The organism is Acidovorax sp. GW458-11-26-14-TSB4, from assembly GCF_059423865.1.
The window spans coordinates 379,701-403,620 of record NZ_JBWKYR010000003.1 but is presented as its reverse complement, the minus strand read 5'-3'; the positions used below and the strand labels follow the sequence as shown (position 1 = coordinate 403,620).

At 69.7% G+C, this 23,920-nt stretch carries 22 protein-coding genes; 11 read left to right on the top strand and 11 right to left on the bottom strand.

Translation table 11 applies throughout. The annotated features are described in order from the left end of the window. The first annotated feature begins 8 nt into the window (after window positions 1-8). Together AC07X5_RS10500 and AC07X5_RS10495 are read left to right on the top strand one after the other, a co-directional pair. Window positions 9-1,094 (top strand): methionine ABC transporter ATP-binding protein, encoded by a 1,086-nt coding sequence (locus AC07X5_RS10500; RefSeq protein WP_494770073.1) that lies wholly within the window; start codon window positions 9-11, stop codon window positions 1,092-1,094. Then, on the top strand, window positions 1,075-1,731 hold the full coding sequence (locus AC07X5_RS10495) for a methionine ABC transporter permease (protein WP_494770072.1): 657 nt from the start codon (window positions 1,075-1,077) through the stop codon (window positions 1,729-1,731). Before AC07X5_RS10500 ends, AC07X5_RS10495 begins: the two co-directional genes overlap by 20 nt. Window positions 1,732-1,735: 4 nt before the next feature. On the opposite strand, the gene AC07X5_RS10490 is transcribed toward AC07X5_RS10495, so the two are convergent. From AC07X5_RS10490 to AC07X5_RS10465, 6 genes are all read right to left on the bottom strand, one after another. Continuing rightward, window positions 1,736-3,595, bottom strand: a complete 1,860-nt coding sequence (locus AC07X5_RS10490) for a dipeptide ABC transporter ATP-binding protein (RefSeq protein WP_494770071.1) — start codon at window positions 3,593-3,595, stop codon at window positions 1,736-1,738. Then, entirely contained in the window at window positions 3,592-4,530 is a 939-nt protein-coding gene (locus tag AC07X5_RS10485; RefSeq protein WP_494770070.1) for an ABC transporter permease, read from the bottom strand. Before AC07X5_RS10485 ends, AC07X5_RS10490 begins: the two co-directional genes overlap by 4 nt. A gap of 23 nt (window positions 4,531-4,553) precedes the next feature. Next, on the bottom strand, window positions 4,554-5,519 hold the full coding sequence (locus AC07X5_RS10480) for an ABC transporter permease (protein ID WP_494770069.1): 966 nt from the start codon (window positions 5,517-5,519) through the stop codon (window positions 4,554-4,556). A 13-nt stretch (window positions 5,520-5,532) separates the two neighbouring features. Continuing rightward, entirely contained in the window at window positions 5,533-7,125 is a 1,593-nt protein-coding gene (locus tag AC07X5_RS10475; RefSeq protein WP_494770068.1) for an ABC transporter substrate-binding protein, read from the bottom strand. A gap of 136 nt (window positions 7,126-7,261) precedes the next feature. Further along, window positions 7,262-8,677, bottom strand: a complete 1,416-nt coding sequence (locus tag AC07X5_RS10470; protein ID WP_494770067.1) for a leucyl aminopeptidase family protein — start codon at window positions 8,675-8,677, stop codon at window positions 7,262-7,264. A gap of 120 nt (window positions 8,678-8,797) precedes the next feature. Then, a complete protein-coding gene (locus AC07X5_RS10465; RefSeq protein WP_494770066.1) occupies window positions 8,798-11,011 on the bottom strand; it encodes a rhodanese-like domain-containing protein in 2,214 nt (737 codons plus the stop codon). 278 nt (window positions 11,012-11,289) lie between these two features. Here AC07X5_RS10465 and AC07X5_RS10460 point away from each other — a divergent pair, with 278 nt between their 5' ends. From AC07X5_RS10460 to AC07X5_RS10425, 8 genes are all read left to right on the top strand, one after another. Beyond that, on the top strand, window positions 11,290-12,291 hold the full coding sequence (locus AC07X5_RS10460) for a tripartite tricarboxylate transporter substrate binding protein (protein WP_494770065.1): 1,002 nt from the start codon (window positions 11,290-11,292) through the stop codon (window positions 12,289-12,291). Window positions 12,292-12,303: 12 nt separating this feature from the next. After that, the gene (locus AC07X5_RS10455; RefSeq protein ID WP_494770064.1) at window positions 12,304-13,497 is read left to right on the top strand and encodes an acyl-CoA dehydrogenase family protein; all 1,194 of its coding nucleotides are present in this window, start codon (window positions 12,304-12,306) and stop codon (window positions 13,495-13,497) included. Between the two features lie 53 nt (window positions 13,498-13,550). After that, entirely contained in the window at window positions 13,551-14,558 is a 1,008-nt protein-coding gene (locus AC07X5_RS10450) for an ABC transporter substrate-binding protein (protein ID WP_494770063.1), read from the top strand. Further along, window positions 14,555-15,340 carry an ABC transporter ATP-binding protein gene (locus AC07X5_RS10445; protein ID WP_494770062.1) on the top strand — a complete coding sequence of 262 codons (786 nt, stop codon included), beginning with the start codon at window positions 14,555-14,557 and terminating at the stop codon, window positions 15,338-15,340. The genes AC07X5_RS10450 and AC07X5_RS10445 overlap by 4 nt, the downstream gene beginning before the upstream one ends. Then, window positions 15,337-16,248 carry an ABC transporter permease gene (locus AC07X5_RS10440; protein WP_494770061.1) on the top strand — a complete coding sequence of 304 codons (912 nt, stop codon included), beginning with the start codon at window positions 15,337-15,339 and terminating at the stop codon, window positions 16,246-16,248. The genes AC07X5_RS10445 and AC07X5_RS10440 overlap by 4 nt, the downstream gene beginning before the upstream one ends. Continuing rightward, window positions 16,245-17,933 (top strand): amidohydrolase, encoded by a 1,689-nt coding sequence (locus AC07X5_RS10435; RefSeq protein ID WP_494770060.1) that lies wholly within the window; start codon window positions 16,245-16,247, stop codon window positions 17,931-17,933. Before AC07X5_RS10440 ends, AC07X5_RS10435 begins: the two co-directional genes overlap by 4 nt. A 117-nt stretch (window positions 17,934-18,050) precedes the next feature. Beyond that, complete coding sequence (locus tag AC07X5_RS10430; protein WP_494770059.1) at window positions 18,051-18,878, top strand: MetQ/NlpA family ABC transporter substrate-binding protein; 828 nt, start codon at window positions 18,051-18,053, stop codon at window positions 18,876-18,878. A 40-nt stretch (window positions 18,879-18,918) separates the two neighbouring features. Then, window positions 18,919-19,548 carry an LbetaH domain-containing protein gene (locus AC07X5_RS10425; protein WP_494770058.1) on the top strand — a complete coding sequence of 210 codons (630 nt, stop codon included), beginning with the start codon at window positions 18,919-18,921 and terminating at the stop codon, window positions 19,546-19,548. A 1-nt stretch (window position 19,549) separates the two neighbouring features. Here AC07X5_RS10425 and AC07X5_RS10420 read toward each other — a convergent pair whose 3' ends face one another. From AC07X5_RS10420 to AC07X5_RS10400, 5 genes are read right to left on the bottom strand one after another with little or no spacing between them, the layout of a single operon-like run. Beyond that, the gene (locus AC07X5_RS10420; protein WP_494770057.1) at window positions 19,550-19,900 is read right to left on the bottom strand and encodes a hypothetical protein; all 351 of its coding nucleotides are present in this window, start codon (window positions 19,898-19,900) and stop codon (window positions 19,550-19,552) included. Continuing rightward, a complete protein-coding gene (locus tag AC07X5_RS10415; protein ID WP_494770056.1) occupies window positions 19,884-20,423 on the bottom strand; it encodes a hypothetical protein in 540 nt (179 codons plus the stop codon). Before AC07X5_RS10415 ends, AC07X5_RS10420 begins: the two co-directional genes overlap by 17 nt. Window positions 20,424-20,436: 13 nt before the next feature. After that, window positions 20,437-21,264, bottom strand: a complete 828-nt coding sequence (locus AC07X5_RS10410; protein ID WP_494770055.1) for a MetQ/NlpA family ABC transporter substrate-binding protein — start codon at window positions 21,262-21,264, stop codon at window positions 20,437-20,439. Window positions 21,265-21,296: 32 nt separating this feature from the next. Further along, on the bottom strand, window positions 21,297-21,959 hold the full coding sequence (locus AC07X5_RS10405; RefSeq protein WP_494608803.1) for a methionine ABC transporter permease: 663 nt from the start codon (window positions 21,957-21,959) through the stop codon (window positions 21,297-21,299). Beyond that, a complete protein-coding gene (locus tag AC07X5_RS10400) occupies window positions 21,952-22,827 on the bottom strand; it encodes a methionine ABC transporter ATP-binding protein (protein WP_494770054.1) in 876 nt (291 codons plus the stop codon). Before AC07X5_RS10400 ends, AC07X5_RS10405 begins: the two co-directional genes overlap by 8 nt. Window positions 22,828-23,088: 261 nt before the next feature. On the opposite strand from AC07X5_RS10400, the gene AC07X5_RS10395 reads away from it, so the two are divergent. Next, window positions 23,089-23,913 carry a MetQ/NlpA family ABC transporter substrate-binding protein gene (locus tag AC07X5_RS10395; RefSeq protein ID WP_494770053.1) on the top strand — a complete coding sequence of 275 codons (825 nt, stop codon included), beginning with the start codon at window positions 23,089-23,091 and terminating at the stop codon, window positions 23,911-23,913. Window positions 23,914-23,920: the final 7 nt, after the last annotated feature.

Sequence of the window (23,920 nt, the reverse complement as noted above, 5' to 3'; positions counted from 1 at the left end):
CCTTTCGCATGACTGCTCCCCAGAGCGCCGCGCCGGCTTTGGCCGGCGCGCACATTGTTTTCGACCGCGTCCACAAGGATTACCCGGGCACCTCCGGCCCGGTGAAGGCCCTCGACGCGATTTCCTTTGACGTACGCCGCGGCGAGGTCTTCGGCATCATCGGCCGCAGCGGCGCGGGCAAGTCCACCCTGCTGCGCACCGTCAACCGCCTTGAAGACGCCAGCGGCGGGCAGGTCAGCGTGGACGGGGTCGATGTGAACAGCCTGAACGAAGACGCCCTGGTGGCGCTGCGCCGGCGCATCGGCATGATCTTCCAGCACTTCAACCTGCTGTCGGCCAAGACGGTGCGCGAGAACGTGGCGCTGCCGCTCAAGGTGGCCGGCGTGAAGCCCGCCGAGATCGCGCCGCGCGTGGATGCCCTGCTCGACCTGGTCGGCCTGCGCGACAAGGCCGACGTGTACCCCGCCAAGCTCTCGGGCGGCCAGAAGCAGCGCGTGGGCATTGCCCGGGCGCTGGTGCACCAGCCCGAGGTGCTGCTGTGCGACGAGGCCACCTCGGCGCTGGACCCCGAGACCACGCAGTCCATCCTGGCGCTGCTGTCCGACATCAACCGCACGCTGGGCCTGACCATCGTGCTCATCACGCACGACATGGCCGTGATCCGCGAGGTCTGCGACCGCGTGCTGGTGGTCGACCAGGGCCAGCTGGTGGAGCTGGGCGAGGTCTGGCGCGTGTTCGGCGAGCCGCAGGCCGATGCCACGCGGGCCCTGCTGCGGCCGCTGCAGCACGACCTGCCGGCCGACCTGGCCGCCGCGCTGGTGCCGGACCTGGGCGGCCGACCCGGCCAGGCCGTGCTCAGCCTGGGCTTTGCGGGCGCAGCGCGGCCCCAGGGCCTGCCGCTGCAGGCGCTGGCCGCCCTGGGGCCTGGCGCCACGCTGCTGCATGGCGGGCTGGACCGCATTCGTGGCCACGCCCAGGGCCGGCTGCTGGTGTCCGTGCCCGCCGACGGCAGTTTCCACATCGACGACACCGCACGCGCGGCGCTGGGCGCCGACCGCATCGAGATCCTTGGCTATGTCCACTCCACTGATTGACAAGTACGTCCAGGCGTTCCTGGAAACCCTGCTCATGGTCAGCGTGTCGGCGGTGATCGCCATCGCAGTCGGCCTGCTGCTGGCCGTGGTGCTCACCGTCACCGCGGCCAAAAGCCTGTATCCGCGGCCGCGCTTCCACAAGGGCCTGTCGATCACGGTCAACGTGTTCCGCGCCATTCCCTTCATCATCCTGCTGGTGGCGCTGCTGCCGGTCACGCGCTTCCTGGTGGGTACCACGCTGGGCACCTGGGCGGCCGTGGTGCCGCTGTCCATCAACCTGATCCCGTTCTACGCCCGCATCGCCCAGGTCAGCCTGAACGACGTGGACCCGGGCCTCGTCGAGGCCGCGCGTGCCATGGGCTGCCGCCGCTGGCACATCGTGCGCCACGTGCTGCTGCCCGAGGCGCTGCCCGGCATCATCAGCGGCATGACGGTGAGCGTGATCGCCATGATCAATGCCTCGGCCATGGCCGGCGCGGTGGGTGCCGGCGGCCTGGGCGACCTGGCCATCCGCTACGGCTACGAACGCTACGAGACGCGCGTGATGTTCGAGGTGATCGTGGTGCTGGTGGCCCTGGTCACGCTGATCCAGTTCGCCGGCGAATGGCTGGCGCGCCGCGTGGACCACAAGCGCTGAGCGGCTAGATCGCGAACAGCAGCACCCGCCCGCCCGTGGGCGACGGCGGGGGCAGCAGGATGCGGCCGATGTCCGGCACTGCCGCCATCAGCTCCTGGGTGTAGGGGTGGCGTGGCGACGACAGCACCGCGTCGGCCGGGCCCACCTCCACCAGCTGGCCGCGCTGCATCACGCCCACGTGGTCGCACATGTGGCGTACCACCGCGAGGTTGTGGCTGATGAGCAGGTAGGTCAGGCCCAGCTCGTCCTGCAGGTCGCGCATGAGGTTGAGCACCTGGGCCTGCACCGACACGTCGAGCGATGAGGTGGGCTCGTCGCAGACGATGAACTCGGGCCGGCTGGCCAGCGCCCGCGCGATGGCGATGCGCTGGCGCTGCCCGCCCGAGAACTGGTGCGGGTAGCGCAGCCCGTCGTCGGGTGACATGCGCACGCGGCGCAGCGCATCGGCCACGCGCTCGCGGGTTTCCTCGCGGCTGGCGGTGAGGCCCAGCACATGCAGCGGCTCGGCGATGATGCGGTCCACACGCCAGCGCGGGTTGAGGCTGGCATACGGGTCCTGGAAGATCATCTGGAAATGCCGGCGCAGCAGGTCCGCGCCGCGCGGGTCGGCCCAGCGGTCGATGCTGTTGATCAGCACCCGCCCCGCCGTGGGTGGCGTGAGGCCGGCGATCATGCGCGCGACAGTGGACTTGCCCGAACCCGACTCGCCGACCAGGCCGAAGGTGGTGCCGCGCGGGATGTCGAACGACACGTTCTGCACCGCCTGCACCACGCGCGGTGCCTGCCGGGTGAGCGTGCGCACCAGCCAGCTGGCCGAGGTATCGAAGTCGCGCGACAGCCCTTGCACCTGCAGCAGCAGGCGTGGCGCCAAGGGGCGCGGCTTGCCCGGCAGCGGTGCGGCGGCCGTCGCCCGCGGGGTGGATGCGACCAAGGCCAGGTGGGGCGCGGGGCCAGGCGCGCCGGGCTCGGCCACCGACGGCGCGAAGGCGGCCGCGATGTCCGAACCCACCTCGGGCACCGGCAGGCGCCGCACGCGTCGCTGCAGCGAGGGGATGGCGCCCATCAGGGCTCGCGTGTAGGGCGCGCGCGGATGGTTGAGCACGGCGTGCACGCTGCCGGTCTCCAGCACCCGGCCCTGGTGCATCACCATCACGCGGTCGGCGGCCTCGGCGATCACGCCCATGTCGTGGGTGATGAGCATCACGGCCGTGCCGCGCTGCTGGCACACGCGCCGCAGCACGCGGATCACCTGGGCCTGCACCGAGACGTCGAGCGCGGTGGTCGGCTCGTCGGCGATCAGCAGCGCGGGCTCGGCGCACAGGGCCAGGGCAATCGCCACGCGCTGGCGCATGCCGCCCGAGAACTGGTGCGGGAACTGGTCGATGCGGGCCGCCGGGTCGGCGATCTCCACATCGGCCAGCCACTGCAGCGCCCGCTCGCGCGCCTGGGCGGCCGAGAGCGGCAGGTGCACGCGCAAGGTCTCCACCAGGTGCTGGCCGATGGTGAGTACGGGGTTCAGGCTTGTCAGCGGGTCCTGGAACACCATGCCGATGTGCCTGCCGCGCAGGGCGCGCTGGTCTTCGCCGCGCAGGGTGTCGATGCGCTCGCCGCGCAGCAGCACCGAGCCGGCGCTGATGCGCCCCGGCGGCGCGATGAGCCCGATGACGGCATTGCCCGCCATGGACTTGCCGGCCCCGGACTCCCCGACCACGCCCAGGATTTCGCCCGGCGCGATGTCGAACGACACGCCATCGAGCACCTGGACGGGCCCGCGGTGGCTGTCGAACACCACGCCCAGGCCGCGTACGCTCAATGTCGGTGATTCAGGGGCGGAGGCTTTGGTGGGCAGCGACGAATCGGTCATTGAAGCTTGGGGTTGAGCGCATCGCGCAGCCAGTCGCCCACGAGGTTGACGGACAGCGCCAGTGCCAGCAGCACCAGGGCCGGGAAGAACAGGATCCACCACTCGCCCGAGAACAGGAAGCCCTGGCCCACACGGATCAGCGTGCCCAGCGAAGGCTCGGTGGGCGGCAGGCCCACGCCCAGGTAGGACAGCGTGGACTCGGCCACGATGGACAGCGCGAAGCTGATGGTGGCGATCACCAGCACGGGGGCCAGCAGGTTGGGCAGGATGTGCAGCACCAGGATGCCGCTGCGCGAGCGCCCGATCACCTGCGCGGCAAGCACATAGTCCTTGTGCTTTTCGACCATGACGGCGCCGCGCACCGTGCGTGCGTACTGCACCCATTCCGACAGGCCCAGCGAGAGCACGATCACATACACCGCCATGTCGTCGTGGTAGTTCTCCGGCAGCACGCCGCGTGCAACGCCGAAGATCAGCAGTGCCACCAGCAGCACCGGAAAGGTCAGCTGCACGTCGGCCACGCGCATCACCAGGGTGTCGAACCAGCCACCCACATAGCCCGACACCAGGCCCAGCGGCACGCCGATGGCCAGCGACAGGCCCACCGCGGCGCAGCCCACCAAGAGCGACTTGCGCAGCCCGTGCAGGATGGCCGAGTACATGTCGCGCCCCTGGTCGTCCGCCCCCAGCGGGTAGACCATGCCCGAAGGCCCGGCCTGCCCTGGCGGCGTGAAGGCATCGAGCAGCTCCAGCACCGCGGGGTCGAAGGGGTTGTGCAGCGACAGCCAGGGCGCGAACACCGCTGCCAGCAGCAGGGCCACCAGCACCAGCAGGGCCAACTGCACCGTGCGCGAGCGCGCCAGCGCGCGCAGCACGGGCGAATCGGAATTCCGCCAGGGCGTGCGCAGCCGGGGCGGGGAAAGCGGAGTGCTCATGGAAATGTCACCAGAAAGAGGATTCACTGGCGCCGCAGCCGCGGGTCCACCAGCAGGTAGACGAGGTCCACCACCACGTTGATGGCGACGTAGAGCACGGCGATGAGCAGCAGGTAGGCGGCGATCACCGGCACGTCGACCGCCTGGATGGACGAGATGAACAGCAGGCCCACGCCGGGCCACTGGAACACCGTCTCGGTGACGATGGCGAAGGCGATCAGCGAGCCGATCTGCAGGCCGGTGATGGTGACCACCGGCACCAGCGTGTTGCGCAGCGCATGGCGCAGATGGATGCTGCGCCACGGCAAGCCCCGGGCCTGCGCAAAGCGCACGTAGTCGCTGCGCAGGGCCTCGAGCATTTCGGCGCGCACCAGGCGCATGATGAGCGTGAGCTTGAACAGCGCCAGCGTGCACACCGGCAGCACCAGCGAGGCCCAGCCCGACGCTGTGAGAAAGCCTGTGCTCCAGCCGCCCAGCGCCACGGTGTCGCCGCGCCCGAACGAAGGCAGCCAGCGCAGCTCCACCGCGAACAGGTAGATGAGGCCGATGCCGATCAGGAAGGTGGGCAGCGACACCCCCACCAGTGACACCGCCATCAGCGCGCGGCTGAGCCAGCCTTCGCGCCGGATCGCGGTGTACACGCCCAGGGCCACTCCGGCGCCCACGGCCAGCAGGCCGGCCACCAGCGCCAGCTCCAGCGTGGCCGGCAGGCGCTCGGCGATCACGGCCGTCACCGGGCGCTTCAAGCGGTAGGAGATGCCTAACTCGCCCTGCCCTACCTGTCCCAGGTAGCGCAGGTACTGCACGGCCACGGGCTGGTCGAAGCCCAGCTCGGCCAGCACCGCCTGCCGGTCGGCCAGGGAGGCGTCCTCGCCCAGCAGGCTCAGCGTGGGGTCGCCGATGTGGCGGAACACGAGGAAGGCGATGAACGAGACGGCCAGCAGCACCAGGACGGACTGGCCGGCACGGCGCAGCAGCAATTGCAGCATGGGGCCGCGCCGCTCAGCGCACCGCCTTGTAGTACTTGAAGTGGATGGCGCCCGAGGGGTTTACCGGAATGTCGAAGCGCCGCGCCATTGCGAAGGTCAGGATCTGGTGGTGCAGCGGCAGGTAGACCAGGTCCTTCTGCACCTGGGTCCAGATGGTCTTGATGGTCGCGTCGCGGGCCTTGGTGTCGCCCTCGGACGCCAGCGAGAGGATTTTCGCGTCCAGATCGGGGTTGCTGTAGCGCGTGGCGTTGGTGGCGCCGCGCGAGGCCTTGCCCCGGGTGTGCACCAGGTAGTCGAAAATATAGGCCGCGTCGTAGGTGGGCACGCCCCAGCCGTAGAGGTAGAAATCCGTGTCCTGGTTGTTGATGGCCGCCGACTGGATGGCCAGCGGCCGCGCCACCACCGAGACCTTGACCCCCGCGCGGCCCAGGAAGCCCGCCACGGCCTGGCAGATGGCCTCGTCGTTGATGTAGCGGTCGTTCGTGCAGTGCAGGGTGATGCTGAAGCCGTTGGGGTAGCCGGCCTCGGCCAGCAGCTTCTTGGCCTGCGCCGCGTCGGCCCTGCCCACCACGTCGAAGGCCTTGTCGTAGCCGTGCACGAAGGGCGGCGAGACAATGTTGGCCGGCACCGACAGGCCGCGCATCACGGCCTTTTGCAGCGCAGCCCGGTCGATGGCCAGCTGGAAGGCCTGGCGCACGCGCAGGTCGGCCAGCGGGTTCTTGTCCTTCACGTCCGAGTACCTGAGCGGCTCGGCGCCCACGTTCAGGCCCAGGAAGATGGTGCGGTTCTCGGCCGCCTGGGTCACGCGCAGCTTGCTGTCGGCCTGCAGGCGTGCGATGTCCTGGATCGGCAGGTCCTGCACGAAATCCACCTCGCCCGAGAGCAGTGCCGCCACGCGCGTGGCCGGCGCCTTGATGGGCAGGTACACCAGCTCGTCGATGCCCAGCGGGAACTGCCCGCGCCCCCAGTAGCCCGGGAACTTGCGCAGCACCGTGCGCGCATCGGGCTCGCGCGAGACCAGGGTGTAGGGCCCCGTGCCATTGACGTTGCGCGTGGCGTAGGTCTCCTCCTTGGCCGAGGCGTTCTGCGGCTGCTCCACCCCGTTGGCCCGGGCCCAGGCCTGGCTCAGGATCTGGATGTTGGTGAGGCTGCTGGGCAACAGCGGGTTGGGCCCGCCGCCGGTGGTGATGTGCACGGTGAACGGGTCGGCCTTGGCCACGCCGGTGATGGACACCAGCAGGGACTTCATGTCCGAGGTGGGCGCGCGCGCCCGCTGCAGCGAGAACACCACGTCGTCGGCCGTGAGCACGCTGCCGTCGTGGAACTTCACGCCCTTGCGCAGCCGGAACTCCCACACCTTGGGATCGGCCGTGGGCTTCCACGACTCGGCCAGCGTGGGCTGCAGCGAACCGTCGGGCGCGCGGATCAGCAGGGGTTCATAGACCTGGTGCAGCAGCGCATGGTTGGGGCCGTTGTTGAGCGCGTGCGGGTCGAGCGTGGAGGCATCGACCGAGCGCGCCCAGCGCAGGGTTTCGGCGTGCAGCAGTGCGGGCGCGGCCAGGGCGGCGGTACCCAGCGCAATGGCCAGGGCCAGGGGGCGGATCATGGGGAAAAGTCCTCTCGACAATGCAGTGGCAGGCCGCGGATGGCCTGCGGTGCGTGCATTGTTTCGGGGCGCACCAGCCCTGGCAACGCAGAAAACCGGCTAAGCAAACACGAAGTTCATGCTTGGCCGGCGGCGCTCACGCCGGTGGCGCAAAGCGCTGCTGCAGCAGTGCGAACACCGCACGCAGCGCCTGGGCCTCGCCGCCCTTGGGGCGGCCGGGGCGCTCCTCCTGGTTCCAGGCGAACAGGTCCAGGTGCAGCCAGGGCGTGCCCGCGGGCACGAAGCTTTCGAGGAACAGCGCCGCCGTGATGGCGCCGGCCAGCGGCGCGCTGGCGGCATTGGCCAGGTCGGCGCTGCCGGACTTGAGCATGGAGCGGTAGGGCTGCCACAGCGGCAGGCGCCACACCGGGTCGGCCACCTGCTGCGCGCTGGTGGCCAGGTCCCGGGCCAGGCCTTCGTCGTTGCTGAAGTAGGCTGGCAGGTCGGGGCCCAGTGCCACGCGTGCGGCACCGGTCAGTGTGGCCAGGTCGATCACCAGCGCGGCGGCGGGACCCGCCTCGGGCCGCAGTGCATGGTGCAAGGCGTCGGCCAGGACCAGGCGGCCCTCGGCATCGGTGTTCTCGATCTCCACCGTGGTGCCGTTGCCCGCGCGCACCACGTCGCCCGGCCGCAGGGCGCCAGCGCCCACGGCGTTTTCCACCGCCGGCACCACCAGCGTCAGGTGCACGGGCAGGCGCGCACCGATGACCAGTTCGGCCAGGGCCAGTGCATGGGCCGCACCGCCCATGTCCTTCTTCATCCAGCGCATGCCGGCGGGCGGCTTGAGGTCGAGCCCGCCCGAATCGAAGCACACGCCCTTGCCGACGATGACCAGGCGCGGCGCGGCCGGGTCGCCCCATTGCAGCTCGGCCACGCGCGGAGCATCGGCCGCAGCGCGGCCCACGGCGTGCACCAGGGCGAAGCCGGCTTCGGGCAGTTCGTCGCCCACCCACTGGCGGTACTGCGCGCCATGGCGCCCGGCCAGGGCCTGCACTTCTCCCGCCAGCTCTGTGGGGCCGAGCACATTGGGCGGCGCGTTGACGAGGCGGCGCACCTGTTCCACCGCGCGCACCAAGGGCTGCACTGCCTCGCGAACGGTGGCCGGCAGGGCCAGGCGGGGTGCCTGGGCGGCGTCCTTGCCAGCGGCCAAGGCGCCGAGGGCCCAGCCCAGGGCGCGCAGCGCCTGGGCATCGGTGGTTTCGCCATCCGCCCCGGATGCCACGGCATAGCGCCCGGCGGGCAGGCTGGCCGGCAGTGCCGCCAGCTGCCACAGCGGCGCAGCGGCCTCCACGCCCACCAGCACGGCGGCCAGGCGGCCATCGGTGCCGGGTAGCCACAGGGCCCGGCCCGGCTGGGCTTCAAAACCGTGGGCCTGGGCCCAGGCTGCATGGGCAGGTGCTTGCGTGGCCCAGAAGCCGGCCAGCCCGGCGGGCTCCAGAAGGTGCAGGGGCACGGGTGCATCGGCACCCGCGTCGGGGGACTTGTCGTCGAAGAAGGCGGAGGGTTCGGACATATCGGATGGGCTGGGAAGAGAAAGCGGGCTGTCGTCGGTCCACCGGCATGAAGGCCAGGCCGGACCGAAAGCCACGGTCGAGATGGTAGCCGTCCGATGCCCCCGTTCTGAACGTCCGTCTCAGGCCGCAGCGGGCACCAGGCGGATGCCGATGTCACCCTCGCGCTCGAGCTGCTCGACCAGGCCCAGCTCCCAGGCCAGGTAGGCGCGAAAGCCCGCGTCGCGTGCGGCCAGGTCGCGGTGGTGGTAGGGGCTGAACCAGTAATCGTCCTCGCCCGTGAGCACGCCCTCGGGACCGCGCCCGATGGGCAGGCCGGCGGCCACCCAGGCCTGGGTGCCGCCTGTGATGGCGCGCGCGTCGCGCCCGGTGCGCGCCTTCAGCTCGGCGGCCACGCTCTGCGCCAGCACACCGTCGGACGAGGTGAGCAGCACCGTGCGCCCCGCGGGCTCATCGGCCAAGAATTCCTGCAATCTGTCGGGAACGGCAAAGCGCGCGGCCTCGATGTGCAGGCGCTCGAATGCGGCGCGGCGCTCCACGTCGAACACCAGGGCCCCCTCCTGTGCCCGCTGGGCAGCCTGGCGGGCCGACACCGCGGGCGCCGCAGGCTGCGAGCGCAGCACGCGCACCGGCTCGCCCCCGGTGACCACCGTGGCGCCAGCGGGCGGGCTGTAGACCAGCACCTCCAGGCCGCCGAGCTGGGCCAGCCAGGCCCCGGTGGTGAGGGCGCGCACACCGTCCCAGTCGGCCAGCACCACGCGGGCGCGGCGCGTGCCCAGGTACTCGTCGGTGGCCTGCACCAATTGGCCGCCCGGTGCCCAGCGCCAGCCTTCGAGGTGGCCGGCGGCATACTCCTCGCGGGTGCGCACGTCGAAGCGGTACAGGGTGCGTTCGTTCGCCGTGGCCTCCAGCAGCGCCAGGTCGAGCGCGTCGATGCGGCGCACGCCAGCGCGCTCGGCCACCTGGGCGGCGCGCGTGCGGGCATCGGCCAGGCCCTGTGGCCCCGGCTCCGGCAGGGGCGAGGTCCGGCCGTGCGACAGCGTGCGGCCCGAAAGCAGCCAGGCCATGGTGCCGTCGCGCAGCGACACCACGGGATTGGGGATGCCCGCATCGATCAGCGTCTGCGCGCCCACGATGCTGCGCGTGCGCCCGGCGCAGTTGACCACCACCAGGGTCTCGGGCCGGGGCGCGAGCTCGCCGATGCGGTAGACCAGCTCGGCACCGGGCAGGCTGTGGGCAAAGGGCAGGCTGAAGTCGGCGAACTCCTCGGGCGTGCGGCTGTCCACCACCACCAAGTCGTCGCCCCGCTCGATGCGCTGCTGCAGGTCGTCGGCATCGATGCTGGGCGTGTGCTTTTGCACCTCGATCACCTCGCCGAAGGCCTTGCTGGCCACATTGCTGCCACTGAAGACCTCGTAGCCCGCGGCTTCCCAGCCATCGGTGCCGCCCTGCAGCACCGATAGGTTGGCCCAACCCAGCCGCAGCAGCTTGAGCGCCGCCTGGTGGGCCAGGCTTTCGTCGGCATCGACCAGCACGATGCGCGTGCCGCGCCGCGGCACCAGCCGGTCGATCAGGCCCTCCAGCCGCCACAGCGGCGCGGGCGCGGCCCACAGGATGTGGCGGCGCACGAAGACCCCGGCCTCGCGCACGTCCAGCAAGGCGATCTCCTCGCCGTCGGCCAATGCCGCCTTGAGCGCGGGCGGTGTGATGGCCGCATGGCGGATCGATGCCGGTGGCGGAAAGGTGCGGTAGCTGCCGCCCTCGGTGCCTTCGAAGACCACGCGGCCGTGCAGACGGTCCAGCCCCAGGCCGTAGAAGTGCAGGTGCAGGCCCGGCTCGTCGCCCACGAGCTCGATGGTGTGCACGTCGGCGGGCGAGAGCGTGACGGACACGCCGCGCACCACGTCCACCGTGCGCTCTGCGGCCAGGCGGTCGCGCCCGGGCTCGTTCGTCACCTCGCGGCGGTAGAACACGTTGCGCTCGTTGCCCGCCACCCCGGCGATCAGCGCCCAGGTGGTGTGGTCGTGCGGCGGCTGGAACTTGCCGGGCAGCGCGGCCGAGGCGTAGAGCGCAAAGTGGCCGTCCAGGTCTTCGAACAGCCGGTAGACCTGCGCCGGGCGCTCGGCCGACACCGGGAAGTGGTCCGCAGGGAACAGGCCCTTCTGCAAGCCCAGCTCCTGCAGGGCGACGGCCACGGCGCGCAACTGCTCTGCCGTGGGGCGCACGGGGTCGGGCAGCAGGCGGCGGGCGGTGCGGATGAAGCCCGCGACGGCATGGCCGCGCTGGCTGGCCAGGTCGCTGCCACTGAAGTCGAGGCGGATGTCGGTCTGTGTCATGGGGGTGGCCCGCGCATGCGTGGCGGGTGGGGTGAGAAGGGTGGCCCCACCTTAGGCGCCAGGGCAGGCGCCCGGCAACGAAGCAAACCGCCTATGGATATGCACTGGCGCTGGGGCCGCGCTGCCGGGCAGCTGCCGACTATCGATATTCGGAAAGCTTCGTTCACGGCCGGGGCCTGGGCTTCTACGCTCGCTCCATTCCATCTGCCCCTGCGGCGGAGCCTTTTCGCAGTGCCATCGCCGGCGCTCGCCTCCCCACCCTGCCCCACCCGATTGCCATGAACAAACGCCACCTCCTGCGCGCCCTGGGCGCCACCGCTGCCGCCGCTGCGGCCTTTGCCAGCCTGCATGCGCCCCTGGCCCATGCCGCCGACGTGAAGAGCTTCCCCTCCAAGACCGTGCGCATCGTGGTGCCAGTGGCCCCTGGTGGCAGCGCCGACAAGCTCACCCGCACCCTGGCGGAAAAGCTCAGCGTGTTGTGGGGCCAGAGCGTGGTGGTGGAGAACGTGGCCGGCGCCAGCGGCACCATCGGCGCGGCGCGCGTGGCCAAGGCCGCGCCCGACGGCTACACCCTGCTGCAGCAGGGCGAGGGCATCACCCTGAACGGCATCCTGTTCAAGGAACTGCCCTACGACACGCAAAAGGCCTTCACCCCCGTGATCAAGGCCGTGGTCAACCCGCAGATCCTGGTGGTGAACCCCGGCACCGGCCTGAACACCTTCGCCGAGTACCTGGCGCGTGCCAGGTCGCAGCCCGAGAGCATCAGCCTGGGCCTGCCCGGCAACGGCGGCATCGCCCACGTGGCGCACGAGATCCTGGCGCAGGAGACCGGCGCCAAGGTCAACTACATTCCCTACCCCGGCGGCGGCCCGGCCACCCAGGACGTGCTGGCCGGGCACACCAATGCCACCTTGATCACACTGGCTGCGGTGACCGAGTTCGTGCGTGCCGGGCGCCTGCGCGCGCTGGCCGTCACCACCAGCTACCGCTCGGCCGCGCTGCCCGACGTGCCCACCGTGGCCGAGGCTGGCGGCCCCGCGGGCTTCTCGGTAGAGAGCTGGCAAGGCTACTTCGCCCCGGCCGGCACCCCGCCCGAGGTCGTGGCCAAGATCAACCAGGACATCCAGACCGTGCTCAAGGCGCCCGATGTGCGTGCCAAGCTCGAGGACCTGGGCTTCAAGATCGCCGGTGGCTCGCCCGCCGACCTGGCGGCCAGCCTGCAGGCCGAGCAGCCCCGCTATTCGCGCGCCATCAAGACGGCCGGCCTGGCCCTGCGCTGACGGACCCGTCCCGTGACCGACCTTTCCAGCACCCCTGCCACCACCGCCCCCTGGATCGCCGCGCTGGAGCAGCTCATCGCCACCCTGGCTTCCACTGCCGTGGAGCGCGACCGGGCTGGCGGCTCCGCGCTCCATGAACGCCAGCTGCTGCGCGCAAGCGGCCTGCTGACGCTGGCGATTCCGCGCCGCTTCGGCGGCCAGGAGCTGCCCTGGCCCGACATCCACCGCATGGTGCGCAGCATCGCCGCGGTGGACGGCTCCCTGGCCCACCTGTTCGGCTTCCAGCACCTGCAGGTGGCATCGGTGCTGCTGTTCGGTTCGGCAGCCCAGCAGGAGCACTACCTGCGCACGGCCGTGCAGGAGCGCTGGTTCTGGGGCAATGCGGTGAACGCGCGCGACACCCGCCTGGCGGTGGCAGCCCACCCCGATGGCTACGTGCTCGACGGCATCAAGGCTTTCTGCTCGGGCGCGCGCGACTCGGACGTGCTCAACGTGTCCGTCACCCTGGGCCAGCACCCCACCGACCGGATCTTTGCCGTCGTCCCTACCGCCCGCGCGGGCATCACGATCAACGACGACTGGGACAACATGGGCCAGCGCCAGACCGACAGCGGCTCCGTGCACTTCGACAACGTGGTCGTGCGCCGCGACGAGATCCTGGGGCCGCCCGGCGTGGCCTCCTCGGCCCGTTCCACCTTGCGCAACCTGATCGGCCAGCTGGTGCTGACCGAGATCTACCTGGGCAATGCCCAGGGCGCGCTGCGCAACGCGGTGGAATATGTCGCCAGCCATGTACAGCCCTGGGCCATGGCCGGCGTGGAAGCGGCGGCGGACGACCCGGTACTGCAGCTCAATGCCGGTGACCTGTGGATACAGCTGCGCGCGGCCACCACATTGGCCGATGTGGCGCTGGAGCGCTTTCAGGCGGCCTGGGACGCGGGCGATCAGCTCACCGAGGCGCAGCGCGGCGAGCTGGCCATCGACATCGCCGCGGCCCGGGTGCAGGCAGGCCGCACGGCGCTGGCCGTGACCTCGCAGATCTTCGAGCTCGTCGGCGCCCGCGCCACCGCGCGCCAGTACGGCTTCGACCGCTACTGGCGCAACGTGCGCGTGCACACCCTGCACGACCCGCTCGACTACCGCCAGAAGGCGGTCGGGCGCTGGCTGCTCACGGGCCAGGTGCCCGACCCCTACGGCTACGGCTGAAACCGCGCAGGTCCTGGCCCGCCTTCCCGTCACCTTTCCCAACCGCTCAAAAAATGCAAATCAACCGCCGCCAATTCAACCTGGGCCTCGGCCTTTCGGGCCTGGCCCTGGGTTCAGCCCCCCTGTCGGCCGCTGCCGCGCAGAAGATCGTCATCGCCGAAAGCCAGGGTTTCAGTTGGGCCATCCCCTACCTGGTGTCCAGCAAGAACCTGTGGAAGAACTACGGCATCGACGCCAGCACGCTGCAGTTCACCTCGGGCCGCCTGGCCTTTGATGCCGCCGTGAGCGGCAAGGCCCAGTTCGCCACCACCACCGACAGCGTGGTCGGCCTGGCCGGCGCCAACGGCGTGCAGTCGGTGATCGTGGCCGAGTTCACCCGCCTGTCCAGCGGCATGGTGGTGGTGGCACGCACCGACCGCGGCATCGACACGCCCGCCCAGCTCAAGGGCAAGCGCGTGGCCACCACGCTGGGGTCAAGCGGCCACTTCTTCCTGTCGCGCTACCTGTCGCTGCACGGCCTCACGCTCAAGGACGTCACCGTCGTCAACCTGCGCGGGCCCGACGCCGTCACCGCCATCACCCAGGGCGGCATCGATGCCTTCGCCTGGGGCTGGGACGCCGGCCAGCAGGCCATCACCAGCGCGGAGGGAAAAGTGCGCCAGCTGCCGGCCGAGGGTTTGGAGAAGGTGTTCCTGAGCCACTATGTGCTCAGCGCCAGCGAAGAACTGGTCAAACGCGACCCCAAGCTTGTGGAATCCGCCGTGCGCGCCCTGCTGGACGCGGAGAAGTTCTACCGGGGCAACACGGCCGACGCGGTCGGCCTGGTGGCCGAACGCACCAAGACCTCGGTCGAGACGACCAAGGAGGGCCTCTCCAACGTGCAGATCGGCGTGCGCCTGGACGACCGCCTGATCGACGACCTGGTGCTCAACGGCGAATGGGCCATCGAGGCCGGTCTGGCGCAGCGCCCCAAGGAAGACCTGCGCCAGCTGTACAAGCGCCTGGTCTACCCCGACGCGCTGCGCGCCGCCGCGCCAGACCGCGTCAGCCTTTCCCGGTGAGCGCGGTGACGACCGGCGCCGCCGTGCGCATCCGCGAGGTGTCGCAGCTGTATGCCTCGGCTTCGGGCCAGATCCACTGGGCGCTGAGCGACGTGGGCCTGGACATCGCCAACGGCGAATTCGTCTGCGCCATCGGCCCCAGCGGCTGCGGCAAGACCACCTTGCTGAACATGATCGCGGGCTTTCTGCAGCCCACGCTGGGCAGTGTCGAGGTGCATGGCCAGGCCGTCCAGGGCCCGGGCCCCGACCGGGGCGTGGTGTTCCAGGAGTACGCGCTCTTCCCCTGGCTGTCGGCGCGCCGCAACGTGGAGTTCGGCCTCAAACAGCAGGGCCTTTCCAGGGCTGCGCGGCGCCAGAAGGCCGATGAACTGCTGGCCCTCACAGGCCTGGCGCATGCGGCCGACCGCTTTCCCTTCGAGCTCTCGGGCGGCATGCGCCAGCGCGTGGCGGTGGCACGCGCGCTGGCCACCGAGCCCAAGGTACTGCTCATGGACGAGCCCTTCGCGGCCATCGACGCACTGACCCGCGCCAGCCTGCAGGACGAATTGCTGCGCATCTGGCAGAAACTGGGCCTGTCGGTGTTCTTCATCACCCACAACATCGAGGAGGCCGTGTTCCTGGCCCAGCGCGTGGTGGTGATGAGCCCGCACCCGGGCCGCATCCAGCGCATCGTGGAGATCGACCTGCCCTACCCCCGGGACCGCGGCGACCCGGCCTTCGGTGCCGTCTACGCGCAGATCCACGAGGCCTTTGCCGACATCGCCCAGGAGGCCACGGCATGAGCGCGCTGCCCGAAACGATTCTGCGTGCCCAAGGTGGCACGCCCGCAACTGCGCCCCGCCCCGCAGCGCAAGCCACTGGCGCCAAGCAGCAGGCCGAACGGGATTTCGTCGCGCGCGAGCGCGGCCGGCGCTTGAATGCGCTGCGCTGGCAGGTGCTGCTCGGCATCGCCGGGGTGCTGCTCTTCCTGGCCGTCTGGGAGATTGCGCCGCGCATCGTGCCGGGCGTGAACCCGAAGATGTTTCCGCCGCCCTCGCACATCGCCTCGGTGTTTGCCGACATGACCTGGGGCAGCGGTGAGATCTGGCCCCATGTGGGGGCCAGCCTGCAGCGCGCCCTGTGGGGCTTTCTGCTGGGTTCGTCCCTGGGCATCGTGGCCGGCGTGGCCACCGGTCGCAGCAGGCTGCTGCGGCACCTGAGCGATCCGGTGATCCACGGGCTGCGCTCCATCCCGGCGATTGCCATCGTGCCGCTGGCCATCGTCTGGTTCGGCCTGGGCGACGTGTCCAAGGTGGCGCTGATCGCCTGGGGCACTTTCTTCCCGGTGTGGCTCAACACCTTCATCGGCGTGCGCGATATCCCGCCGGTGTTCATGCGCTCGGCCGCCTCCCTGGGTGCCAGCCGCCTGGCCGCCGTCACCCAGGTGGCCCTGCCCGCCGCCCTGCCCTTCGTGTTTGCGGGGCTGCGGCACGCGACCTCGGTGGCCTTCGTGGTCGTGGTGGCGGCGGAATTGGTGGGTGCCGAGAAGGGCCTGGGCTTCCTCATTTCGTTTGCGCACCTGGTGTTCCGCGTGGACATCATGTTCGTGGGCCTGATCTACCTGGGCGCCATCGGCTTCGTGGCCGACCAGTTCTTCGCCTGGCTGCTGCACCGGCTGTTCCCCTGGTACGGAGCGGAGGCGCGGCGGTGAGCAGCGTTTCCTCGGCCACCGTGGCCGACCTCGTCCTGACCGGCGGGCAGGTGCTCAGCATGGTGCCGGGCGCCGCGCCGGCCCAGGCCTTGGCGATTGCCGGCGATCGCGTCGTGGCCGTGGGCAGCGACGAAGAGGTCCTGGCCCTGCGGGGCCCGGGCACGCAGCGCATCGACCTGCAGGGGCGCACCGCCGTTCCGGGCCTGATCGATGCCCACGCCCACATGGAGCGCGAAGGGCTCAAGACCCTGCGCCCCAGCCTGGCCCATGCGCGCAGCATTGCCGACGTGCTGGCCGTGGTGCGCAGCGAGGCCCGGAAAGTGCCCCGGGGGCAATGGATCATCACCATGCCGGTGGGGCAGCCACCCTACTACTTCGGCGGCCCGGCGACCCTGGCCGAAGGGCGCATGCCCGACCGGCACGAACTCGATGCGGCGGCACCCGACCACCCGGTGTACATCCCCGGCCTGTTCGGCAACTGGGGCGTTCCGCCCGGGCACAGCGCGCTCAACACCCTGGCACTGCAGCGCAACCACATCACCGCCGACACCTGCCCGGACTGCGCGGGACTGGACATCGTGTTGGGGCCCGACGGTGCGCCGAACGGCGTCATCGTCGAGACCAACAAGCGCCCGGCCATCGAGTTCTCCATCCTCACCCAGGTGCCGCCCTTTTCCTTCGCCGACCGGCTGGAGGGCCTGCGCCGCTCGCTGCCGCTGTACCACGCCTGCGGCACCACCAGCATCTACGAGGGGCACGGCTCCGCCCCCGAGACGATTGCCGTCTACCGCGCGCTCTGGGAGCAAGGCGGCCTGAGCATGCGCACCCGCCTGTGCGTGAGCCCGACCTGGGGCAACGTGGCCGAGGCGAAGCTGGCCATGCGCGATTGGCTGTCCTACGCCCGGGGCAAGGGCAGTGGCGACCCCTGGCTGTCCATCAGCGGCATCTACCTGGGCCTGGGCGGCCAGGCGGCCACGGCCAAGGCGGTGCGGCGCGCCCTGCCCAATACGGGCTGGACGGGCTTCGTGGAATGGGCCAACCGCATCGAGGACTTTGGCGAGCAGGCCTGGCTGGCGGCCGAGCACGACCTGCGCGTGCACAGCGTGGTGGTGGACCGGCTGGCCGAGGTGCTCGACGTGTTCGAGCGCATCGATGCCCGCTTCCCCCTGGCCGGACGGCGCTGGGTGGTGGAGCACATCGGGCGCGTGCAGGCCGCGGACATCCCCCGGATCATCGCGCTCGGGCTGCAGGTCACGGCGATACCGATGTACATGCTCTGGAAGAACGGCGCCACCTACCTCGACGAACCCGATGGGGGCAACGGCTTCCTGCCCCAGCGCAGCCTGCTGGAGGCCGGCATTGCGGTTGCAGCGGGGAGCGACAACATCCCCATCTCCCCGTTCAGCGCGGCCTGGGCCTCGGTGGTGCGCAGCGAGCGCACCACCGGCCGGGTGATCGGCGCCGGCCAGCGGCTGACCCGCCTGCAGGCACTGCAGACCATCACGCGCAACGGGGCCTTCCTCAGCTACGAGGAAGGCGCCAAGGGCACGCTGGAGGCCGGCAAGTGGGCCGATGTCGCCGTGCTGTCGGCCGACCCCCTGGCCGTGCCCGACGAAGAGATCGCGCTGATCCGGTCGGACCTCACCCTGGTGGCTGGGCGGACGGTGCACGAGACCACCCGCTGACCCGCTCTGGCCAGTGCATGCAACACATAAGCATGCACACAAATCTTCGTTGGCCGGGGTGCCCCGCCACCGTAGATTGCCCGTACCCGTCACTTTCCAGATTCCGGAGTTGTCCCCATGCTGTCTTCCTCCCGCACGCCCGGTGCGCGCACCCTCTTTCGCCTGAGTGGCCTTGCGGTCTCGCTGCTGCTCACCGGTCTGGCCAGTGCCGCCGACCTGAGCATCGGCTTCATGCCCGGCCCGTACCGCGATGCGTTCACCAAGGGCATCGAGCCGCTGCTCAAGAAGCAGGGCTACAGCATCAAGTACGTGGAGTTCAGCCAGGGCGTGCAGCCCAATGATGCGGTGGAGCGCGGGCAGATCGATGCCAACATCTTCCAGCACTCACTGTATCTGAACGCCACCAACAAGCAGCAGGGCTTCGACCTGGTGCCCGTGATCCACGTGCCCACGCCGCCCATGGGCCTGTACTCGCAGCGCCACAAGACACTGGAGTCGGTGCCCGACGGCGCCACCGTGACCCTGCCCGCCGATCCGGTGAACGCCGCCCGCGCGCTCAATATCCTGGCCGCCATCGGCTGGATCGAGCTCAAGCCCGACGTGAACCCGATCACGGTGTCCGAGCGCGACATCGCCACCAACCGCAAGAAGCTGCGCCTGGTGCCCCTGGACGCCGCGCAGGCACCGCGCTCGCTGGCCGATGCGGACCTGGCTGCCGTGCAGGGCAACTTCGCCGTTGCGTCCGGCCTCAAGCTGACCGACGCCCTCAAGCAGGAGAACATGACCCTGCCCTACGTGAACGTGGTGGCCGTCAAGCGCGGCAACGAGAACGCCAAGTTCGCCCGGGACATCGCCCAGGCCTACCAGTCGGCGGAATTCCAGCAGGTCTTCAAGGCCAACCCGACCTGGGCCGGCTACCGGCTGCCGGACTACTTCTCCAAGTAAGCAAAGGACAACGGCCTGGCACCCTGCCAGTGCCCATGCCATGCCCTTCGCGCTGCACCTTGCCGACTATGTCCAGGCGCTCCCGTCGTCTCCCTTGGCGCGCCTGGAAGGCCTTTCCCCCTGGGAGTGGACCAGCCAGGCCCAGGAGATCGTGCAGGGCTTGCTTGCGGCGCTGCCAGGCGATGAATTCGCCATCGAGGGAGACATCGCCTGCCACCGCAGCGCCAGGGTGGAGGATGGCGCCGTGCTTAAAGGCCCGCTGGTCCTTGGCGCCCGGTGTCTGGTGGCATCCGGTGCCTACCTGCGCGGAGGCAACTGGGTGGGCGACGACTGTGTGCTGGGGCCGGGAACGGAACTCAAGTCGTCGTTCCTCTTCGCGCAGACAAAGCTGGCGCACTTCAATTTCGTGGGGGACTCGCTGATCGGCAGCGGTGTCAACCTCGAAGCGGGCAGCGTGGTGTGCAATTTCCGCAATGAGCGCGCGGATCCCGAAGTCCGGGTTCTCAGCAATGGGGTGCTTCACCCCACCGGCAAGCACAAGTTCGGCGCATTGATCGGGGACCGCACCCGGATCGGCGCCAATTCGGTGATTGCGCCCGGGGCCCTGGTGTGTCCCCGCACCGTGGTGGCTCGCCTGGAACTGTTGGACCAGGACCCCACCGTACGATGAATCAACCGTTGGCCCCGCCGCTGGCACCCCGGCGCATTTTCTTCGCGTCGGCCATGCAGGCCGCATAGTGCCAGGCGGCAATATTGCTGTTGGAGCGTCGGGCCTTCTGCTCGTAGATGAGCTCCACCATCGGCAAGAGATCAGGTTGGGCGGCCATCAGCCGTTTCATCTGCTGTTCACTGACCCCGGCATCGGCTTTCTGGGCGATGGTCAACACCAGATCCCGATAGCCTTCGCAGGCCTGGCGGTCGTCTTTCGGAAGCGCGTGGACCGGGAGGGCCAGCAGGACCACCAGGGCGACCCACACCAGGCCAGGAAACCGCGTCCCCTCGCCGCTAGTCTTCGGCGGCATAGCCCGTCAGCTCCAGCAGGGTGGCGACAAACGCATCGTGGGAGGGGAGTGCCTTGCGGCGCGTGGCTACCGCTCGCGGCGCCTGCAACGGCTGGCGGGCCGTCGCAGCAGGCAGTACGAGCAGTTCGAGCTCGGGTGCCTCCCCCGCATCCATCTTGAATGGCAGGCCCGCGGGCAGTGCCAGCCATTCCCCGGCTTCGCAGAACACGGCGCTGTGGCCCTGCCCCGACTCCAGGTAGACCAGCAGGCTGCCTTCGACCACCCGGAGCACGAGCACGCCATTGCCATCTGCCTGGTGGCGGCTCCATTCGCCCCACCGGGCCTGCCAGGAACCCGCCTGCAGCGGTAAGCGGATGCACTCTGCGGAGTCCGTCCCCCGCGCGCCTTCGGGCAGCGGCAGGCTGCTGTCGTCCTGGCGGCCGAAATCGGCGCCCAGGGCACGCAGGTGCAGCTTCAGCAGGCTGTCGCAGACATGGGTGGTCCCCCAGCTGCCGTGCACGTCGAATGCGACCAGGGCGCCCATCGCGTGCCTGCCCTTACTGCAGAAAAGCGGGCTTGGCGTAGCCGCGGAACTTGCTGTCCACCACGGCCTGGAAGTCCTTGGAGCGGTAGGCCTCCACCAGGTCCTTGGCCCAAGGCGCTTCCTTGTCGGTGCGCTTGACGGCCACCACGTTGAGGTAGTGGTCGGGTGTCTTTTCGAGCGCCACGGCCTCGGTCAGCTTCAGGCCCGAGGAGATGGCGAAGTTCCCGTTGATGATGGCGTATTCGGTGTCGCCGAGCGAACGCGGCAGCTGGGCCGCTTCAAGGGGGATGAACTTGAACTTGCGCGGGTTCTGCTCGATGTCCTTCTCGGACGCGCGGATCGGGTCGATCCCGGACTTGAGCGTGATCAGCTTGTTCTGCTCCAGCAGCACCAGCGCCCGCGCCAGGTTGCTCGGGTCGTTGGGCAGGGTGAAGCGGTCGCCGTCCCTGGCCTCGGCCAGGGTCTTGCGCTGGGTGGAGTAGACACCCAGCGGCGCGATCGGGCCCTGCACCAGCTCGACGATGTCGAGCTTCTGGTCGGCCGCGAACTTCTTGAGGTACACCAGGTGCTGGAAGAAGTTGGCGTCGAGCGAGCCCTGGGCCAGCGCCAGGTTGGGCTGCACGTAGTCGTTGAACTCGACCAGCTTGACCTTGTAGCCCTTCTTTTCCAGGATGGGCACGATGCCCTGCTTGAGCTGGTCGATGTTGGAGCCGGCGGTGCCGCCGATGGTCAGCTCCTTCTTGGCCGCCTGGGCGCTGGCCTGCAGCGGCACCAGCACGCCGGCGGACAGGGCCAGCAGCGACAGGGAGAGGACGGAACGGCGGAGCAATGCGTTTTTCATGGGAATGCGGGAGAAAAATGGGGAAGAAGGGTTCAGCGCTTGTCGAGCCGGCGCGCGGCCGTGGTGCCCACGAACTGCAGGATCTGCACCAACACCACGAGCAGGGCCACGGTGAGCACCATCACGTCGGTCTGGAAGCGGTAGTAGCCATAGCGGATGGCCAGGTCACCGATGCCGCCGCCGCCCACCACCCCGGCAATGGCCGAATAGGAGAGAAAGCTCACCGAAAGCACCGTGAAGGCCAGCACCAGGCCGGAGCGGGCCTCGACGATCAGCACGCGCCAGATGATCTGCAGCTCGCTCGCGCCCATGGCATGCGCGGCCTCTATCACGCCCCGGGGCACCTCGCGCAGGCACTGGTCGACCAGGCGCGCCAAGTAGGGGATGGCGGCCACCGAGAGTGGCACTGCAGCGGCCAGCGGGCCGATGGACGTGCCCGCGATGAGCCGCGTGAACGGCACCAGCGCCACCAGCAGGATGATGAACGGGAAGGAGCGCACGGTGTTCACGATCCAGTTGAGCACCAGGAACACCGGCCGGTTGGCCAACGACTGGCCCGGACTCAGCAGGAACAGCAGGATGCCCAGTGGCCCGCCGATCAGCAGTGCGGCGCTGAGGCCGATGGCCAGCATCAAGAAAGTCTGGCCGATGGCCACGCCCAGCTCGGGCAGGATGGCGACGATGTTCTCAGGCATAGGCCACTCCCTGCGTTCCGTTGGCGTGCGCGGCATAGCCTGCGGCGGTGGCTTCCTCACGTGCATCGCGCGCGCGGCGGCGCACCAGGGCGTCGATCTCGCGGCCCAGCGCGGTCAGGCGCTGCGCGGGCGGTGCGTCCACGACGAACTGCTCGATCAGCTCGCCCTGCTCCAGGATGGCAACCTGGCGGCACAGCAGTTCCACCACGGGCAGCTCGTGCGTGACGATGACGATGGTCACGCCAATCTTCTGGTTGATGTCGCGCAAGGTGGCCAGCAGCTCCTGCGTGGTCTCGCTGTCCAGGGCCGAGGTCGGCTCGTCGCACAGCAGCACCTTGGGCCGCGGGGCGAGCGCGCGGGCGATCGCCACGCGCTGCTTCTGGCCGCCTGAGAGCTGGGCGGGGTAGCTGTCGATCTTCTCTTCCAGCCCCACCAGCTTGAGGCACTCGCGCACACGCTCGTGGATCTCGGCACGCGAATGGTGGCCGTGGATCTTGAGCGGGAAGGCCACGTTGTCGGCCACCGTGGCGTTCTGGATCAGGTTGAACTGCTGGAAGATCATGCCCAGGCTCTGGCGCGTGTCGCGCAGCTCGCTGCGCGAGAGCGTGGTCAGGTCGCGCCCGCCCACGATCACACGGCCGGCGTCGGGGCGCTCGAGCAGGTTGATCAGGCGCAGCAGCGTGGACTTGCCGGCGCCGCTCTTGCCGATCAGGCCGAAGATGTCACCGGCGTGGATGTCCAGGGACAGGGAGCGCACGGCGTCGAAGCGCTCGCCGTTGGGCAGGGTGAACGACTTCTGGACGGATTCGAGCCGGATCACGGGCACTGTGCCGGGCGCCGGGGGATGCAGGGGGGTGACAGCAGTCATGGAAGTGAATGGCCCGTCGGCAGGCACGCGGGTGGCATGCAGGCCGGGAAGGGGCGGAACATCGAAGCTCTCGAGTATGGGAACGCACGCCCCCTGAGGGAACGACGCATTCGGCGCGTGCATATGCGGATTTCAAGTAAGAGCGGCTGCACAGCGGCGCGCTTGTGTGGTGCGCGCATAAGGTTGCGCGCATTTCTTCGTTGGGGAATGCGCGCTGCGCGGCCACAGTCGGCGGCTTCTTCACCCTTTCATGCCGACACCATGTTGAATATGTTCCGCCGCCGCACCGCGGTGATCACCGCCGTCTCGCTGGCCTCTGCCGCCCTCCTCGCTCCCCATGGTGCCCTGCATGCGCAGGAGAAGAAGACGCTCAAGGTGGGCGTCTCCGTGGGCAACGGCGACCAGATCTTCGAGGTCGTCAAGAAGGTCGCGGCCCGCGACGGCCTGGCCATCGAGGTCGTGGTCTTCAACGACTACCAGCTGCCCAATGCCGCCCTGGCGGCCGGTGACCTGGATGCCAATGCCTTCCAGCACCAGCCCTTCCTGGACAACCAGAACAAGGCGCGCGGCTTCGACATCGTGCCCGTGGGCCTGACCATCACCGCGCCGCTGGGCTTCTACTCGCGCAAGATCAAGAGCATCGACGCGCTGCCCGAAGGCGCCTCGGTGGGCATCCAGAACGACCCGTCCAACGGCAACCGCGCCCTGCTTTTGCTGCAGGAGGCCAAGCTCATCACCTTGAAGCCCGAGGCCGTGAAGAACAACAATGCCACGCCGCTGGACGTGGTGTCGAACCCCAAGAAGCTCAAGCTGGTGCCGCTCGACGCGGCGCAGCTGCCGCGCTCGCTCGATGACCTGACGATCGCCTCGATCAACAACGACTACGCCGAAAAGGCCGGCCTCACCCTGGCCAAGGATGCCGTGATCAAGGAATCGCCCCAGGGCCCCTACGCCAACCTGATCGCCGTGCGCCGCGCCGACAAGGACAAGCCCTGGGCCAAGCAGTTAGTCAAGGCCTACCAGTCGCCCGAGGTGAAGAGCTTCATCGAGACCAAGTTCAACGGCTCGCTGGTTCCCGCCTTCTAAAACGCCT

Bases quoted from the DNA above. Each gene is read 5' to 3' on its own strand.
- AC07X5_RS10500 (WP_494770073.1), top strand. From the start codon at position 9: ATGACTGCTCCCCAGAGCGCCGCGCCGGCTTTGGCCGGCGCGCACATT.
- AC07X5_RS10495 (WP_494770072.1), top strand. From the start codon at position 1,075: ATGTCCACTCCACTGATTGACAAGTACGTCCAGGCGTTCCTGGAAACC.
- AC07X5_RS10490 (WP_494770071.1), bottom strand. From the start codon at position 3,595: ATGACCGATTCGTCGCTGCCCACCAAAGCCTCCGCCCCTGAATCACCG.
- AC07X5_RS10485 (WP_494770070.1), bottom strand. From the start codon at position 4,530: ATGAGCACTCCGCTTTCCCCGCCCCGGCTGCGCACGCCCTGGCGGAAT.
- AC07X5_RS10480 (WP_494770069.1), bottom strand. From the start codon at position 5,519: ATGCTGCAATTGCTGCTGCGCCGTGCCGGCCAGTCCGTCCTGGTGCTG.
- AC07X5_RS10475 (WP_494770068.1), bottom strand. From the start codon at position 7,125: ATGATCCGCCCCCTGGCCCTGGCCATTGCGCTGGGTACCGCCGCCCTG.
- AC07X5_RS10470 (WP_494770067.1), bottom strand. From the start codon at position 8,677: ATGTCCGAACCCTCCGCCTTCTTCGACGACAAGTCCCCCGACGCGGGT.
- AC07X5_RS10465 (WP_494770066.1), bottom strand. From the start codon at position 11,011: ATGACACAGACCGACATCCGCCTCGACTTCAGTGGCAGCGACCTGGCC.
- AC07X5_RS10460 (WP_494770065.1), top strand. From the start codon at position 11,290: ATGAACAAACGCCACCTCCTGCGCGCCCTGGGCGCCACCGCTGCCGCC.
- AC07X5_RS10450 (WP_494770063.1), top strand. From the start codon at position 13,551: ATGCAAATCAACCGCCGCCAATTCAACCTGGGCCTCGGCCTTTCGGGC.
- AC07X5_RS10440 (WP_494770061.1), top strand. From the start codon at position 15,337: ATGAGCGCGCTGCCCGAAACGATTCTGCGTGCCCAAGGTGGCACGCCC.
- AC07X5_RS10430 (WP_494770059.1), top strand. From the start codon at position 18,051: ATGCTGTCTTCCTCCCGCACGCCCGGTGCGCGCACCCTCTTTCGCCTG.
- AC07X5_RS10425 (WP_494770058.1), top strand. From the start codon at position 18,919: ATGCCCTTCGCGCTGCACCTTGCCGACTATGTCCAGGCGCTCCCGTCG.
- AC07X5_RS10420 (WP_494770057.1), bottom strand. From the start codon at position 19,900: ATGCCGCCGAAGACTAGCGGCGAGGGGACGCGGTTTCCTGGCCTGGTG.
- AC07X5_RS10415 (WP_494770056.1), bottom strand. From the start codon at position 20,423: ATGGGCGCCCTGGTCGCATTCGACGTGCACGGCAGCTGGGGGACCACC.
- AC07X5_RS10410 (WP_494770055.1), bottom strand. From the start codon at position 21,264: ATGAAAAACGCATTGCTCCGCCGTTCCGTCCTCTCCCTGTCGCTGCTG.
- AC07X5_RS10405 (WP_494608803.1), bottom strand. From the start codon at position 21,959: ATGCCTGAGAACATCGTCGCCATCCTGCCCGAGCTGGGCGTGGCCATC.
- AC07X5_RS10400 (WP_494770054.1), bottom strand. From the start codon at position 22,827: ATGACTGCTGTCACCCCCCTGCATCCCCCGGCGCCCGGCACAGTGCCC.
- AC07X5_RS10395 (WP_494770053.1), top strand. From the start codon at position 23,089: ATGTTGAATATGTTCCGCCGCCGCACCGCGGTGATCACCGCCGTCTCG.